The sequence below is a fragment of the Paenibacillus sp. FSL W8-0187 genome (assembly GCF_037969755.1).
GTDB lineage: Bacteria > Bacillota > Bacilli > Paenibacillales > Paenibacillaceae > Paenibacillus_AQ.
Window position 1 is genome coordinate 3,040,685 of the sequence record NZ_CP150206.1, and the last position, 15,694, is coordinate 3,056,378.

General features: G+C 40.1%; 15 protein-coding genes and 1 pseudogene. 15 read left to right on the forward strand and 1 reads right to left on the reverse strand.

Annotated elements, in window-relative coordinates; all coding sequences use genetic code 11:
- Positions 1 to 142 precede the first annotated feature (142 nt).
- From MKY48_RS13765 to MKY48_RS13810, 10 genes are all read left to right on the forward strand, one after another.
- Positions 143 to 799: a Type 1 glutamine amidotransferase-like domain-containing protein gene (locus MKY48_RS13765; protein ID WP_339293509.1), complete on the forward strand. Its 657-nt coding sequence runs from the start codon at positions 143 to 145 to the stop codon at positions 797 to 799.
- A 500-nt stretch (positions 800 to 1,299) separates the two neighbouring features.
- The gene (locus MKY48_RS13770; RefSeq protein WP_339293186.1) at positions 1,300 to 1,953 is read left to right on the forward strand and encodes a lysozyme inhibitor LprI family protein; all 654 of its coding nucleotides are present in this window, start codon (positions 1,300 to 1,302) and stop codon (positions 1,951 to 1,953) included.
- 258 nt (positions 1,954 to 2,211) lie between these two features.
- Entirely contained in the window at positions 2,212 to 2,757 is a 546-nt protein-coding gene (locus MKY48_RS13775; protein WP_339293187.1) for a GrpB family protein, read from the forward strand.
- Between the two features lie 325 nt (positions 2,758 to 3,082).
- A complete protein-coding gene (locus MKY48_RS13780; protein WP_339293188.1) occupies positions 3,083 to 3,490 on the forward strand; it encodes an AraC family transcriptional regulator in 408 nt (135 codons plus the stop codon).
- Between the two features lie 51 nt (positions 3,491 to 3,541).
- Positions 3,542 to 4,003 (forward strand): hypothetical protein, encoded by a 462-nt coding sequence (locus MKY48_RS13785; RefSeq protein WP_339293189.1) that lies wholly within the window; start codon positions 3,542 to 3,544, stop codon positions 4,001 to 4,003.
- Between the two features lie 282 nt (positions 4,004 to 4,285).
- Positions 4,286 to 4,780, forward strand: a complete 495-nt coding sequence (locus MKY48_RS13790) for a CHAP domain-containing protein (RefSeq protein ID WP_339293190.1) — start codon at positions 4,286 to 4,288, stop codon at positions 4,778 to 4,780.
- 237 nt (positions 4,781 to 5,017) lie between these two features.
- Positions 5,018 to 5,581, forward strand: coding sequence for a GNAT family protein (locus MKY48_RS13795; protein ID WP_339293191.1), 564 nt, complete (start codon positions 5,018 to 5,020; stop codon positions 5,579 to 5,581).
- Between the two features lie 211 nt (positions 5,582 to 5,792).
- Complete coding sequence (locus MKY48_RS13800) at positions 5,793 to 6,356, forward strand: YdcF family protein (protein WP_076326626.1); 564 nt, start codon at positions 5,793 to 5,795, stop codon at positions 6,354 to 6,356.
- A 289-nt stretch (positions 6,357 to 6,645) separates the two neighbouring features.
- Positions 6,646 to 7,194, forward strand: coding sequence for a GNAT family protein (locus MKY48_RS13805; RefSeq protein ID WP_098743247.1), 549 nt, complete (start codon positions 6,646 to 6,648; stop codon positions 7,192 to 7,194).
- A gap of 220 nt (positions 7,195 to 7,414) precedes the next feature.
- A complete protein-coding gene (locus MKY48_RS13810; protein ID WP_339293192.1) occupies positions 7,415 to 7,546 on the forward strand; it encodes a zinc-binding dehydrogenase in 132 nt (43 codons plus the stop codon).
- Between the two features lie 137 nt (positions 7,547 to 7,683).
- On the opposite strand, the pseudogene MKY48_RS13815 reads toward MKY48_RS13810, so the two are convergent.
- Positions 7,684 to 7,872, reverse strand: a pseudogene (locus tag MKY48_RS13815) (hypothetical protein); the annotation flags it as partial.
- 795 nt (positions 7,873 to 8,667) lie between these two features.
- Between MKY48_RS13815 and MKY48_RS13820 the strand changes: the two are divergent.
- From MKY48_RS13820 to MKY48_RS13840, 5 genes are all read left to right on the forward strand, one after another.
- Entirely contained in the window at positions 8,668 to 9,615 is a 948-nt protein-coding gene (locus MKY48_RS13820) for an ABC transporter permease subunit (protein WP_339293193.1), read from the forward strand.
- 13 nt (positions 9,616 to 9,628) lie between these two features.
- Positions 9,629 to 10,498: a carbohydrate ABC transporter permease gene (locus MKY48_RS13825; protein ID WP_213644881.1), complete on the forward strand. Its 870-nt coding sequence runs from the start codon at positions 9,629 to 9,631 to the stop codon at positions 10,496 to 10,498.
- A gap of 66 nt (positions 10,499 to 10,564) precedes the next feature.
- On the forward strand, positions 10,565 to 12,151 hold the full coding sequence (locus tag MKY48_RS13830; protein WP_339293194.1) for an extracellular solute-binding protein: 1,587 nt from the start codon (positions 10,565 to 10,567) through the stop codon (positions 12,149 to 12,151).
- 91 nt (positions 12,152 to 12,242) lie between these two features.
- Positions 12,243 to 13,985, forward strand: coding sequence for a histidine kinase (locus MKY48_RS13835; protein ID WP_339293195.1), 1,743 nt, complete (start codon positions 12,243 to 12,245; stop codon positions 13,983 to 13,985).
- Entirely contained in the window at positions 13,985 to 15,607 is a 1,623-nt protein-coding gene (locus tag MKY48_RS13840; RefSeq protein ID WP_339293196.1) for a response regulator, read from the forward strand. Before MKY48_RS13835 ends, MKY48_RS13840 begins: the two co-directional genes overlap by 1 nt.
- Positions 15,608 to 15,694: the final 87 nt, after the last annotated feature.

A 15,694-nucleotide genomic window follows, 5' to 3' on the forward strand; every position in this document is an offset into this window, starting at 1 on the left:
AAAAATTAGATATGATTATGTTACAATCTATTACATTTGGCACCGCGAACGGGGCATATTGAGAGTATTGTGGTGGTGACAAGAAAACAGAATGAGTAACGCTGAAAATTTAAGTTATTTACACGTTGCTACGGGGGTACTTATGAAAACTCACTATTATTTAGGTTGGTTTAACAATTTTTTTCCAGAGAATCTGGGCAGGGTGTTACAGGAGGATATAGCTGATAGAAAATCGATTGCTATGATTAGCTCGAATCCATTTTTTTATGAAGATGATGGTTCTACTGAACGCTCGTGGCTTGACCAGGCCGGTATTATGTTTGATGAATATCATTTAATTAACTATCGTTTACAGAAGGAAGATGCCCAAACGTTAATTCAAAATGCATCAGTCATTTTCTTGTTGGGTGGGAATGTTATTAAACAAAATGGGTTTTTGATGGAATATGAATTGTCGGATTTGATTAAAAAAAGCAGAGCCGTTGTGATGGGAGCAAGCGCTGGTGCGATCAATATGTCCGCTAAATGGATATGCTCGAAAAACTTAGGCTATAAAGTTGAAATAAGCTCTGTTTACGACGGAATCGGCCTTGACGATTTTTCCGTCCTGTCTCATTTTGATCTTGAAAATAACATTGCGTTGGTTCAAGGCGAACTGTCTCACTTATCAGAAGAAATGAATATTTATGCGTCGAACAAAGATTGTGCTGTACGTGTAAAGGGAGACAAAATCGACATTCTAGGCAATGTATATCTAATTTCCCACTCAAAGATTCAGAAATTGGATGAGACGCTCTAATTGCGGTGAATGGCTATGGTTTAACTGAAATAATTTCTTTATGTAATGCTTCTATTTAGACCAACAATTGTGGAGCAACAAAAAAACCATCAAACTTTTTAATAAAAAAATGAGTCAACTGAAAATATTAAGAGCGTGTTTTGATCAATCTTTTTTCCAAAATATGCTCTTTTCTTTGATCATTTATCAAGGTTATTAGTATCAATTTGATCAAACTTTATTTTAAAGCAACAAACGTTGAAGGAGTCGATGAGAGTGGGAACAAGTATAGAAGTTATAAATTAGAAATTTGAATGAAAATTAAAATATATTGCAAGTAATCCGGGGAAGTCAGTAGCTCCGACTAACACCGCATTCACGCATCGGGCTGACGCCCTCGATCGCAGAAGTACATTCGCAGAAGTGATTGCTGCGACAACCTCCTTCGGAGGTTCGTGAATGCGCGAACGTTATGCGCCATTACCGGTAAATATTAAAGATAATATTTAAGGAGATAATTTATGAAAGGTAAGATACTCTTATTATTTTTTATTACGATAGTGTTTTCATCATGTCAAAATATTAGTCAATCGACTACCTTGAACAGCGAAACTAAATCAATAATGAATTCTGAACTGCCTCCTGATGTAGGGAGTACAGGTAATGGAACAGAATCGAAAGAAATAACTGAAGGTCGATCAGATCCTTCTAACAATGAAGTGTTATCCATGAGCATTGGGGACTATGATTTGACTGGAGAATTTTATGATGAAATGCTTCGAAATCCTATAGATCATGATTATGAAGTGGATTTTAATGAATTTCAGAATTCCAAAGAGATTATAACAACATTGGCATGGGGGGCGTTGGAAGGCAAATATACAGAGATTTGGGATAAAGAGTTGAACCAAATATATAAAAAACTTCTTTCTAAGTTGGATAGAGAACCAAGAGAAGCACTAATTGAATCGCAGAAAGAATGGTTACAGTATCACTTAAGGGAAACAAAATTTGTAGAGAAGACATTTATTAGTAATGGTTACCTTGGATCACAAGGATCGGTAAGTCTAGGCAGGGTTATAAAGGAGAGAATTAGGGAAAGAACAATGCAATTATTTGAATATCGATATTTGCTAGATGGTGAAGTTGAGTTTTTATACCAAAGCAAAAAATAGAGTTGGAATCTTGACCAAAAGTTTTTAGGTGATGCTTCGAAGACAGTAACCGCGCATAACACTGTATTCACGCTGCGGGAGCTTAAGCTCCCTTGGTCCGGGCCGAGGAACTTCTGAGAAGCAGAGTCAGCCGGACAACCCTGCGAGCCTAAGTCTGACGACCCGTTCCCTGCGGTCACTTAAGCCTCTCGGGTTCGTAGATACAACAACGTTATAGGAAATCTTCGTAAATATAAATCAAATATAAGGAGAATTTCGATGAAGAATCAAAAGCCTGTAATTATTGAAGATTACAATGAAGAATGGCCAAAAGCATTCAATATAATAGAATCAATTTTATCAAATAAAATTAATGGTCTAGCATTTCGAATTGAACACGTTGGAAGTACATCGGTGCCGTATCTTGCAGCCAAGCCAATCATTGATATTGATGTAGTAATTGAATCTATGGAGTACCTGTCAGAGGTAATCAAGAAGCTAGAAGAACTGGGATATGTACACGAAGGTGATTTAGGAATTAAGAATAGAGAAGCATTTGCAAGAAAGGACGTTTATGTACCTTACAGTAGTGAGGGATATGTGAAGCACGAACATCATCTATACGTATGCAATAGAGAAAGTGACGAACTAAAAAGACATTTAATGTTCCGAGACATATTAAGAAGGCATCCCTTATTGATATCTGAATACACAGATTTGAAGATCCAACTATCAAATAAATTTAGAAACAATCGCAAAGCCTATACTGAAGGAAAGACAGAATTTGTTACGAGGATAATGAATGAGTACAAAGATGTTTTGTAGAGTATTTCAGGAAGACGAAGACATCCGATAACAAAGTGTTCCAACTTCGCGACTGTCGTCGCTCGGTCTGCATGAGGAATTTCATTGAAGCAGATTCAGGCAGACACATCGACTCCCCTAAGATAAGAGCTAATCTAAGGAGAATCGACGTCAGGAACACAAAACCGTTATGTGATATTCGGGAAACCATAAATAGACATTTACGCAAGAAACGAGCGTCCAATACATAAGCGCGAAGCGTGATTATTTCTTAACATAATTTGTACATTTTTTGTAAAGTTATATAGCTAAAAATTCTTATAATTGAAATTGAAGGAGGTGGCTAATGGATAACTTTAAAGCTTTTGAGGGTGTCGTGGAATATCTGGAGAACATAATTCCTAGCTCAGATGAAGTCGATTATAGTGTCATTTCTAAAATTGCATGCTGTCCATCTCCCTTATTCCAACGCATTTTTGCATATATTACAGGAGTAACAATAGCTGAATATTTATGGCGACGCCGATTGACTTTAGCGGGCTACGATATTAAAAATAGCAGTGATAAAATTATAGACATTGCTATGAAGTACGGGTTTAATTCCCATGCTTCATTTACAAGAGCATTCAATCAGCACCACAAGGTTTCACCTTCAGGTATGAGGAAGGTCGGAGTAAAGCTAATTGAATATCCTCGAGCCTCCTTTACAAATATAAGAATTGTTGGAGGAAAACGAATTATGGCAGAACTTTAAAAAATTGAGTATGTTGAATATGGCCCTCGAAAAATTGTGGGAATGATGAAAATGACCTCATTTCAAAAAGCTGGAGAAGAATGCTGGGGCGTAGCATTTAACGAAAACTTATTTGACAGATTTTCTGAAATCGAGAAATGGATTTGCAAAGATATTGATGATTATATTGGACTTGGACATATGAGTAATTTTGTTGGAAAAGATAATTTCCAATACATCATAGGTAAATTTGTAGAGCTTGATGCACCTGTTCCAGAAAAAATGTATGCAGAGAATACATCCCCTGGAACAGTTGCAAAAATATGGATCGAAGCTGATAATCTTAATGATATTATTGATTTTGGATACTTTATTTGTTCCGAAGCGATAGAGAAAACAGGGTATAAAATTGATCATGAGAACTTTTATTGGTGTGATATCTACACGTATGATAGATATTGCACACCACTAGAAAAGGGACAAAAAGTAATTCTTGATTATTTATTGCCTGTAATTAAAGAAAAAATAGGATAATTCTAAAATGCACTTTTGCATGCAAATTCAAAGAGGTCCGAACTCCACATAACACAACATTCACGCTGCGGGCCGGCTCCGCCGTTCCTTGGTCTACCAAGAAGCTGAAGCAAAAACAGGGAAGCAGGTTCAATTCGAAGAAGTATTTCAGCAGACACATCTGCACAGACTAACTGCCGGCAAGCGGCAGCCAGGCTTCCGGCCTTTAAGTCGGTGAGACGTCGTGAATGCAAGTACGTTATGTTAAATTATCGCTAATGTTAAAACAAGGAGGAATAATCGGTGAGTAGAAGACAAATTCTAGCTAAAATAGCAGAAGAATTAGCTTCAAGACCATTGATAGGAAATAAAGATAAATACGGTCCAGATTTAGAACCAATTCTTAGATGTTTTCCAAGAGATAACCCGAATATTGGTTTCGATTGGTGTGCTGCATTTGTATATCATTGCTGTACTGAGGCAGGCGTGAAGTTACCAGTACGATATCCAGAGCCGGTTTCACGTAATTTTGCATGGGTAGAAGCTTGGTTAGAATGGGGACAAATATATAGTTTTTATCATCATAAAAGTGATCAGTCGTTCCTTCCAGATCAAGGGGATCTTATAATATTTGATAACATTTTAGGGAATGGACTAAACGATCACATCGGAGTGGTAGTAAAAATAGAACAGGGTAAAATAATAACAGCAGAAGGGAATTATTATAATAAATCAGGAATATTTCAAAGAACTATAGAACAAATAAATGGATATATAAGAATTGACGATACGTATTAATAGATTTTGAAAGAGTATTTATAGAAGGCGATAACATCACATAACAATGCATTTCAGCATCGTCGCTGTCGCTCCTTGGTCGCCAAGGGGATTTTCGAAGAAGTGGAATCAGGCGACACATCCAACCGGCTAAGTCTGACGACCCGTTCCCTTTGGTCACTTAAGCCGCTTGAACGTCAGGAATGCCGAACGTTATATGAAAGCCAGGCATACGATTAACTGAAAGCAGGTGCAGAAATGCAGTTAGAGGAACTTTTTGAACCATTTCCGGTATTAGAAACTGAACGAACCCGATTAAGGAAAATAACTTATGAAGATCAGAATGATATGTTTAGTTACTGTAAGAATCCAGAAGTTTCAAAGTACACAGTTTGGGATGTTCATCAGTCGCTTGAAGATACTAATCATTTCATTGATTTTGTACATAGCCGGTACGAGAGTCAAAAAGTCGGCCCTTGGGGAATCGAAGATAAACTTACCAATAAGCTTATTGGCAGTTGCAGCTTTGTAAGTTGGGACAATCGAAACCAAAAAGCAGAGCTAGGATATGTATTATCCTATGATTATTGGAACAAGGGATATATGAGTGAAGTTATCAGAAGAATCATTCTTTTTGGCTTCCATGATATTGGACTGGTTAGAATCGAAGCTCGCTGCCATCCCTTGAATTTAGGGTCGGCGAGAGTTATGGAGAAGTCTGGAATGCAATATGAGGGTCTGCTTAGAAGACATATATTTGCTAAGGGCGATTTTCAAGATGTTAAGATTTATTCAATCATACGAGATGATTTTGTAAGTTAAGTCGAAGAGGGACTATCCATCATATAACACCGCATTCACGCCTCAGGGCTGTCGCCCCTGGGTCCGCGAGAAGCATTACCTAAAGTAGCTGAGTCAGCGGACAACCCTACACCGGCTAAGTCTGACGACCCGCGCTTGCACGCTTAAGCCGGTGAGGTTTCGTGAATATAAAAACGTTATATGAAAGGAATGCATATTTGGAGGTGTTACCTTGAAGCAATATCCTTTTGATTGCATTACTCAACTAGTATTTGTAAAAGAAGAAGAGCTATTACCGGCAGATGTCATCCTTGTTCCCGGAGGAAGTCATACAAAGCCGATGAAGATTGCATGTGATTTATATAAATCTGGATTAGCACCATATATACTTCCATCCGGTGGTAATAATCCTAAGTTAACAATCACTGAATGGGAATTTCAAAGAGACATCGGTTTGTCACTTGGAATTCCTAAAGAGGCAATTCTTAAAGAGGATCAAGCTAAGAACACATTCGATAATGCAAGAAACTCATGGCAAGTCTTAAAAGAACATAACATTATGGTCACTCGAGCTATTATAGTTTGTAAATCATTTTTCTCAAGACGTGCATTAATGACTTATCAAACAGTATTCCCGTCAAATATAGTTTTCCAAGTAAAGCAAGATGATTTTAGAATAAGCAAGAATAACTGGTTTTTAAATGACCAAGGTATCAAGTATGTATTAACAGAAGCTGAGAAGATTACTAAATACTTTGGTCATCACATACCAAATTGGGTAAAGCAATTGTCTTAAACTCGAAGAAGGCATTCCCATCATATAACACTGTATTCACGCTGCGGGCCAGAAAGCTGCCCCATGGTCGCCGAGAGGCATTTCAGGGAAGTGGAACCAGGCGATAACCCTGCACCGACAACCGCATCGCGGCCGCTCACCCGTTGGTAGCTTAAGTCGGTGAGGGTTCGTCAATGGGGGCACATTATATAACATACTTGCTTAGATGAAATTCATTATTATGATACAAATGGTATACCCATAATTGTGGGCTAAAATAATTAACTATCTAGGTACACGGAGGGGAAATATGCTATACGGACAACGAGTAACATTACGGCCTGTTGTTGAAGAAGATTGGGAACTACGATATGAATGGCTGTCCGATCCTGTAGTTAACCGAACGTTACCATCAGGAAGTGGTATGCCCCTAACACCGGAAGTGGTCAGAGAACGTACACGGAGGTACGCGCAAACAGATTCATCAGCTGTCTATTTTACCATAATAAAAGAAGACGGCATCCCGATTGGCAGTACCCAATTGTTTAAGATCCATCCTTGGTCCAAGCATGCTGAATTTGGTATTTGGATTGGGAACAAAATGGTATGGGGGCAAGGTTATGCAACAGAAGTGACAAGTGTTGTCCTGGATTTTGCGTTCGAGCGTTTAAACCTTCATAAAGTGTATTTGACGGTAGATGCTGATAATCCTGGTGCTATTCGGAGTTATGAAAAGGCTGGTTTCAAGAAGGATGGCATATTAAGAGACGAGGTCTATAAAAATGGTCAATATGTCGATCGTATAATGATGAGTATTTTGAAACATGAATATTTAAAGAAATCCAATTGTTCCCAATAAAAAGTGAAAGACACTAGAAAAAGGATATACAAGGTCTATTATATCAAAATTGTAAGATATTATTTAGTTGAAGGAATCCGAAAGCCAATCTTATAATTGAGATCAATGATGTCAGAGAAGTATCGTATTTCAGTGGTGATTCAGGAAGGCAAGTACGTCATATAACATTATCTTCACGCTGCGGACTCCGGACGCTGCCAACCTTAACCACATTGCTCATTTGGTACAAATGGGTAAACTCAAGCCGATCGTTAGCGAAGTGTATCCCATGTCGGTTAAGGGAGTCCAGCGTGCGCATCTCTCTAATCAAAGCGGCAGGACAAAAGGGAAAATAGTATTGGTCAACAACTAACAAAGAGAAGGTTATCTCAGTCTGCCTCTTTTATATAGTGCATCCCCACTTAAAAACTTGGCTATAAAAAGCACCCGGATATATATATCCGGGTGCTTTGTCATGCTATTCATAAATTCACAACTTGAAAATCGCTATCAGGATTTGGGCCAATACGATGATGTTTTTTCGATTTTGTGCGGCGGAAAGTGCGGTAATACGTATTCTCCTAGTTCTTGGATCACCTCATCAGCCGGACGCTTTCGAAAACCAAGGCGAATCGGTGTAGCTTTTTCATGTGGATCTTCTGCAAAGTCGAGATGCATCGGCATGGAAAATGGACCGAATTGAGTGTGATTTTGACGTTGGGCTCATGGGTTTATCGGCGAGCTCTTTATTTCCGGAAATAGATCGAAATTGAAAAGGAAACTGGTGAAAAGGGACAAGGAGCCGTTGTGGTTTTCTCCGAACTAGGCATTTGCACAGTCATTTAGTTATTCGCCTACGTATTATATATGGTCGATAAGGTGCGGTTTGTTGTACAGGGTCACCAGTCAGAGCGGTCTGCGACCGTCATTTGGGGTTCCGTCGAGACTTTAAGCTGCTCATCGGAGATGTGGAACGCGTTTCCCCTACACCCCCTTGAAGGACAAGGTAAGAATCGAACTTCTTAGAGAGAGGATTTGGATTGGGGAATAACTATTCTGCATCTTGTCTTCGATCTTTTCCCCGGTATGAAAGTGGTGTCCGTAGGGAAGAAGGCCAAATCCGCATGCCGGAAACTTCGAATCAAAACGATCAGGCATCTCAACCATCCGCGCCGGGCTGATATATTCCGGGAGCAGTTTGACTTTCTGTTTCCAAAAAGGTACGCCTCTGATCTGATGCGAACAGATGTATGGCGTAAATTGAAGTTTTGCCGCCTATAAGGCGGCGTTTTTATTTTTAGGATAATCATACTTTTTAGTTTATTTGCTGTTTTATTGCATGATTTATTTATCAACTAACGCTACATATGTTCTAGTGGATTTGATGAAACCATGGATCTTACTAAATATCTTATAAGAAATTCTTGAAATTTCAGAAATTTATCCGATAGGGGGGTGCTATTATACAACTACAAACAAAGATGAGGTGATGATATGCAAGCAAAATTGGCAGCGGACGCCATTCCCCTCTCCAAAAAGCGGAAGTCATGGATAAGGACGATACGAAAGTATAAAGTAATGTATGCTCTCTTATTGCCAGCTTTAATTTACTTTGCCGTACTCAAATACATTCCTATGGCGGGAATCATGATTGCTTTTAAAAACTATAACCTGGCTTTGGGACTATGGGATAGCCCATGGGTGGGATTTAAAAATTTTACGGATTTTATGAACGGCGTTTATTTCTGGGACATCATGGGAAATACGATTATCATATCGCTGTATAAGCTATTGTTCGGTTTCTCCGCTCCCATCGTACTTGCTTTACTCCTCAATGAAGTTTATAGCCAATGGTTTAAGAAAATCGTACAAACGATCACTTATTTGCCTCATTTTCTGTCATGGGTCATTGTTTATGGAATCTTGGTGGCATTATTAGCCCCAGGGGATGGTCTCTTTAACATGATTTTGAAGGAAATTGGTGTTGAACCCATCTCATTTCTAACGGAACCTGCCTGGGGCAGACTGCTGATCATCTTATCTGAAGTATGGAAGGATATTGGATGGGGAGCGATATTGTACCTTGCAGCATTAGCAGGAATCGATCCAAGCTTATATGAAGCGGCTCGAATGGATGGCGCTTCCAAATGGAGACAGCTCTGGCATATCACTTTACCTGGCATTCGAGGTGTCATTATTCTGATGCTGATCCTTAAATTAAGCCATATTCTGGATGCTGGCTTTGACCAAATATTCATGTTTGCCAACACCTTTAACCAGGAGAAGATCGACATTATCGACACATGGGTATACCGTGAAGGGTTGGAGCGTCTTAAGATTGGCTTGGCTACTGCTGTAGGATTGTTTAAAGCTGTCATCGGATTTGTTTTAGTGTTGGCAGCGAATAAGCTCGCCAAAAAATTCGATGGGCAAATTTGGTGAGGTGGTTTTTAAAATGATCAATTTGACAATCGGGGAAAAAGTCTGGCAAGCCGTCGTTTATGTGATTCTTATTTTTCTATCCCTACTTTGCTTACTACCTTTTCTATATGTGGTTGCTGTCTCAGTGACGCCAGAATCGGAAGTGTTAAGAAAAGGGATTGTTATTATACCAGAATCCTTTACCTTTATAGCCTATAAAGAAGTATTCATTTCTCATGGTATCGGGCAGGCGTATAAAATTACATTGTTTCGAACGATTGTAGGCACTGCGTTAAATGTGTTTTTTACGGTAATCGCGGCGTACCCGTTATCCAAAAAATATTTGCCGGGTCGCAGTCCGTTTTTACTATTCATTGTGTTTACCATGATGTTCAGTGGGGGGTTAATTCCAACTTATTTACTAATCCGCTCTCTCGGATTGCTAGACAGTCCGTGGGTATTGATTATTCCAAATCTCATTAGTGCATTTAATCTGGTGATTATTAAAGGCTTTTTCGAGCAATTGCCTGGCGAAATCGAGGAATCAGCGAGGGTTGACGGTGCAAGTGAGCTTCAGTCGTTATGGCGGATCATTTTACCCCTGTCTTTGCCCGTCCTTGCCACTATTTCCTTGTTTTACGCCGTCGGCCATTGGAACAGTTATTTCGATGCTATTGTTTACATCAATGATTCGAACCTCATGCCACTTCAAGTTGTCTTGCGCAACATTCTGCTTAACGTCGCAACACAAAGCGCTGATTCGATTGCCAATTCCGGAGCAGTTAGCACATTCGCTGTGCAAATGGCCGCTGTCGTCGTGACTACGGTTCCGATTTTGATGGTTTATCCATTTATGCAGAAGCATTTTACCAAAGGTGTGCTCTTGGGATCAGTTAAAGGTTAAAAGGAATTGCAACCTAAGTTATTACGGGGAAACCGTGATAATATATAAGCAAAAGGAGAGGTCAATATGCAGCGTAAAAAGATTTCATTTGCTATTCTGACGGCAATAGTTGGTTTAGGAACGGTATTGTCAGGATGTGGGGAACAGGGAGAAGTTACCTCGACAGCTTCGAGTAATTCGCAAGGTCAGTCCAGCCAATTTGAAACCAAAATGAAAATTTCAATGTTTAACCAAGGTACTTTCAATGCTGCTGCTCCGATACCCCCACGTGATGAAGATATTCAACGCCAAATGTTAGAAAAAGAGATGAACATCGACTTGGATATGATGATTCCTCAAGCTGGGCAGGCAACAACCAAACTGAATACGCTCATTGCAGGCGGGGATATTCCAGATTTGATCTTCTTGAAGAGCCGTGCTGATCTCGCACAATATTATGACCAAGGCGTTCTTGCGGATTTGACACCGTATCTGGATCAATTTCCTGAATTACAGAAACGTTTTAGCGACGACTCCTGGGAGGCGATGTCCTATCAAGGAAAAACCATTGGAGTTCCAGGCTATGATAATGTAAACGGTATCAGTCGAAGCTTCTTCATCCGCAACGATTGGCTGAAAAAGCTGAATATGGAAGTGCCAACGACACCTGACGAGCTGTTTGAAGTTATGAAAGCCTTTACAGAGAAAGACCCGGACGGTAATGGCAAGAACGATACGTACGGATTCATCGGCGGTATGAATAAAGAAGGCAATCTGCAAACCTACGGCTTCGATAGCTTGATGTGGATGTTTGGCGTCAATCCTCCTTCAGCCGTTGAAGTGAAAGATAATGAACCGGTATTCCTATTTATCGATCCCAAAATGAAAGAGGCGCTTGCTTACATTAATAAAATGATGGCAGCCAATGTGGTAGACCCAGACTGGGTGACGATGAATTCGCCTGAGTTGTTGGACCAGAAGTTATTTAAGGGTAAAGTTGGCTTCATGATCAGAGATGCCCGGAGGCTGGAGCCGGATTATCAGCAGAAAATGAAAGAAATCAGTGGAGAGGTGCCGGAATGGATCGTCATTCCTCCGATGAAAGGTCCTTACGGTGATCAAATTGTAGAGAGAAAATCGTTCCAAGGCAATTCATGGGCCATATCCGCGAAAGCGGATAAGGACAAAATCATTCGGATCTTGTCCATGCTGAATTATCTCTTTACGGACGAAGAAGCCTATCCGAACTTTGCATACGGAATTAAAGGGATTCATTGGGATGTGGTGGACGGCAAGATCAAAAATAAAACCTCCGAATTATCGAAGGAAATGAAGGAAAAGTACCTGTGGGTCGATCATTATAGAATGCCGCGCCGTGGTGATGATGCTGAGTATTTTAGCTTCCAGAATCCGAAGACGGCAGAAGCATTCAAGAACAATCAGCAATATGTGGGGCCAACGTTGCCCGGAAATTTATTGACCCCAGACCCCAGCGATACCTTGGATGCTGACCGCCAACGTTTCATTAATGAAAGCTTGGTTAAATTTATGACGGGCAAAGAGCCTCTTTCGAGCTGGGACAATTTCCTCCAAACGCTGGATACCAAGTTTGACATGCAGAAATATAAGGATTCAGCAATCAAGCAATTTAAAGAAGCCGGCCTTATCAAGTAAAATATAAACGAAGAGAGTGGCTATTCGTAGCCCTCTCTTTATTGTCATATGCTATTCTTAGTTTACTATGGAAGTAAAAGGAAGATGATCGATGCGAAGAAGATTCAGCTTGCCTTTAAAATTATTTTTTATCGTATTTGCATTTGTATTAAGCTGTATCATCTTGATAAGTCAATTGTCTTATCGCTATGTCCAAAAGGAAATACGAACCAATGACCTTTATTACACCAACCAAATACTTGACAAGGTAGACCAGTATTTCACCGTTAATTTTTCCTCCTTCCAGACGATCCTGTTCTCGGTCGAAACATCGGTAAAAGCCAACATTGATAATACAGAAGTGATTAAAAAGCAATTAAGAGAGCTGTATGAACTCAACAGTAATTACGTCAGTAATATTTATTTGATCAAAAGCGATTTATCCATTCTAGGGGGAAGTACACCTACCCGAATATTCGATGAACCCTTATCGGAAAGAGAGCCTTTGTTTGATGCGGCTGACAAGAACAGAAGGACTACCTTTGTTAGTGATCCTTACAAATCCAAGTATTCCGGCTGGACAGTTACGATGGTTCGATTTCTGAACGGAGCTCCGTTTCCTATGGCTATTGCGGTAGATTTGGATCTAAATGCCATTGAAGAGACCTTGTTCAAGATTAATAAACAGGAACAAATGAATCTGGCTCTGATCACCGAATCGGGTCAAATTATTGCCGGATTTTCTGAGAATAAAGGACTACTGCTGAATATTCAAGATCATACGTTTTCAATCGGAGAAACGTCAGCGGAACAAATTCTGGATACGACAGAAACAAGTCTTCAACTGCATACCAAGGATGGCGTTCCGGTCTACCTTCTGAAAAAACCGACGGAGAAATTCAACTGGACCATGATCTCGATCAACGATGAATCACGCTTGAAAGCAGCTTTGTCCAGATTGGAAACCTATTATATCGAGCTGCTAGCTGCAGGTCTTCTCTTAAGTTTGTTCATTTCTTTTTTTATTGCCAAATATATTAGGAATCCACTCTATGCGCTCAAAACAAAAATGAAGCGGGTGGAGCAAGGCTTCCTCACAACGACCATAACGATTAACCGAAACGATGAGTTTGGTGATCTTTCCCGAGCCTTCGATCGGATGCTGCAGCAAATTGTTGAATTGATTCGCCGAGCGGAGCTTCATAATGAGCTTGAGCGGAAGCTGGAGATCCAAGTGCTGCAGTCTCAAATAAACCCTCATTTTCTGTATAACACGCTTGGTTCGATCAGCAATGTTATACGTCTCGGACAAATAGAGAAAGTTGATGTTGTGATTGGGTCGCTCATTTCATTATTGGAATACGGAATAGATGACGCTTCAGAGAAGGTTTCCCTACGCCAGGAATTACGAAATGTAGCGGACTATATCGAGATCCAGAACATCCGGTATAACAGAAACTTCCACTTGATTGAACATATCGAAGCAGGGTTAATGGATTTTCCGGTTTTTCGAATGCTGCTGCAGCCCCTTGTGGAGAATAGTATCTTCCATGGTTATAACGGAGGAGAGATCGAAGGCCCGATTACAATTCATGCGTACAAGGAGGGCGGCATCGTCATCATAGAAGTCGTTGATCAAGGCGAGGGAATTCCAGCCGATCAAATAAAGCATATTTTAATTTCAGAACCGAGTGATGTGGAAGTAAAAAGGAAAAGAATCGGGTTAAATAATATTCATGGCCGAATAAGACTTCACTACGGAGAGCAATTCGGACTGCAAATCATTAGCATACCTAAGGAAATAACCCGTGTACGCGCCTTATTCCCGGCAGACTTGCAAAAAGGAGATGCATAATGGTGAGAGACTATACCTGCTTCATTGTTGACGATGAAGACCTAATCATTCAAAGATTGGAATTGTTTTTTAATGAGCTCTCCCATAGGGATAGGCGATTTGTTCTCGTGGGAAAAGCGAATAATGGGCTGAATGGGATCGAGGAGATTTTAAAACTTAAGCCGGATATCGTCATATCCGATATCGTTATGCCGCGAATGGATGGAATCTCCATGATTGAGCAGCTAAAGGTGGAGCTCCCCCATACCCAATACATACTTTTGACCGCCTATTCGTCCTTTGAATACGCCCAGCGAGCTATTCATGCCAATGTATTGGAGTACATTGTAAAGGTTCCGCTAAAGGAAGTGGATTTGGATCGAGCTTTAGATAAGGCAGCCGGAATTTTAAATGAGTTTAAGAAAAAAGAAGCGGAATTTCAATCGTTAAACGTATCCGTGCTTGAAAATAAATATAGAGTCCGCAAGCAATTTTTTAACGAGCTGATCAGAGGCGAAATTCCTTCTCATCGGGCATCGGATTTTGCCAATCGCATGCAGTTTCATTTCTTTCAAGCCAACTATTGCTGCTTCATCGTTGAAATGAATACGTATGAAAGTTTCCGAAACGAATACTCTGCCGCAGATCAAAACATCTTGAAATATGCGATTACGAATATCATCGAAGAAACGGTGATGAATGGTGGCAGTGGCGTAGCTGCGGATCTGTCCGATAATCGTTTTATTGGCTTTTTATCCTGGGAAAATAACCGCAGTGATATGGAAACGGAATATGCTTGCCAATCCTTGGGAGGGCAGATCGTCTCCCATTTGCATCAATATTTGAATCAAAGGGTATCCGTCGCTTTTGGAGGTCCGTACCGAGGCTGGGAATCGATCAAACAAGCGTACACGGAAGCTAAAAATGTGAGTGACGATTTCTATTATCATACAGAGAAAGTAGTAAAAACACCCATGCATCGGTTCCAATATCATAATGACAAAAAATCAGACTTTCAGCAGAAGCTGGCTGATTTTCTGATATGTTTGAAAAGAAAGATTTCCAAGGAAGAGCTGGACAATGCACTCGCCGAACTGAACCAATTCGTTACGGACCATAAAATCCACAAATCCATCATGGCGCCAATGATCAGAGACTTGTACAGAGACATTACCAAGAAGTTTAAATCGGGGAACAAGCTGCCCACGGAAGCAGCAGAATTCCCCATGGAATTTATGGCATTTCAGGAGCAGCTTGCCTATATTGGCGACTTCACATTCGAGTACGTACACGCTGGCCAACTATTACATCGTGCAGAAATCATGAGTGCTATGCATTTTATAGAGAAAAACCTGAAACAGCGTTTAACGCTCGAGGCGATTGCCGAGGAAGTGAATCTAGCTCCATCGTATTTTAGCAGCTTATTCAAAAAAACAATGAATGAAGGCGTGATCAGCTATATCAACCGTAAAAAAATCCAACTAGCTCTCGAACTATTAAATGCTAAGGATTATTCTTTGTTGGAATTGTGCGAGGAAGTAGGCATTGTCAATGAAGGTTACTTTTGCAAACTATTTAAAGAATATACGGGGGATACCCCTAAGCAGTACCGGATAAAAATGACACGCTATGAAACCAAATAAGGATGCTAAAAATGTATGATTTTTTCGCGAAATCCTGTAAAAAAAAGAGGACCAAAACCATTACCATGATAGAAGCATCTAATCATG

Bases quoted from the DNA above. Each gene is read 5' to 3' on its own strand.
- MKY48_RS13765 (WP_339293509.1), top strand. From the start codon at position 143: ATGAAAACTCACTATTATTTAGGTTGGTTTAACAATTTTTTTCCAGAG.
- MKY48_RS13795 (WP_339293191.1), top strand. From the start codon at position 5,018: ATGCAGTTAGAGGAACTTTTTGAACCATTTCCGGTATTAGAAACTGAA.
- MKY48_RS13820 (WP_339293193.1), top strand. From the start codon at position 8,668: ATGCAAGCAAAATTGGCAGCGGACGCCATTCCCCTCTCCAAAAAGCGG.
- MKY48_RS13785 (WP_339293189.1), top strand. From the start codon at position 3,542: ATGACCTCATTTCAAAAAGCTGGAGAAGAATGCTGGGGCGTAGCATTT.
- MKY48_RS13780 (WP_339293188.1), top strand. From the start codon at position 3,083: ATGGATAACTTTAAAGCTTTTGAGGGTGTCGTGGAATATCTGGAGAAC.
- MKY48_RS13770 (WP_339293186.1), top strand. From the start codon at position 1,300: ATGAAAGGTAAGATACTCTTATTATTTTTTATTACGATAGTGTTTTCA.
- MKY48_RS13835 (WP_339293195.1), top strand. From the start codon at position 12,243: ATGCGAAGAAGATTCAGCTTGCCTTTAAAATTATTTTTTATCGTATTT.
- MKY48_RS13840 (WP_339293196.1), top strand. From the start codon at position 13,985: ATGGTGAGAGACTATACCTGCTTCATTGTTGACGATGAAGACCTAATC.
- MKY48_RS13830 (WP_339293194.1), top strand. From the start codon at position 10,565: ATGCAGCGTAAAAAGATTTCATTTGCTATTCTGACGGCAATAGTTGGT.
- MKY48_RS13775 (WP_339293187.1), top strand. From the start codon at position 2,212: ATGAAGAATCAAAAGCCTGTAATTATTGAAGATTACAATGAAGAATGG.
- MKY48_RS13825 (WP_213644881.1), top strand. From the start codon at position 9,629: ATGATCAATTTGACAATCGGGGAAAAAGTCTGGCAAGCCGTCGTTTAT.
- MKY48_RS13805 (WP_098743247.1), top strand. From the start codon at position 6,646: ATGCTATACGGACAACGAGTAACATTACGGCCTGTTGTTGAAGAAGAT.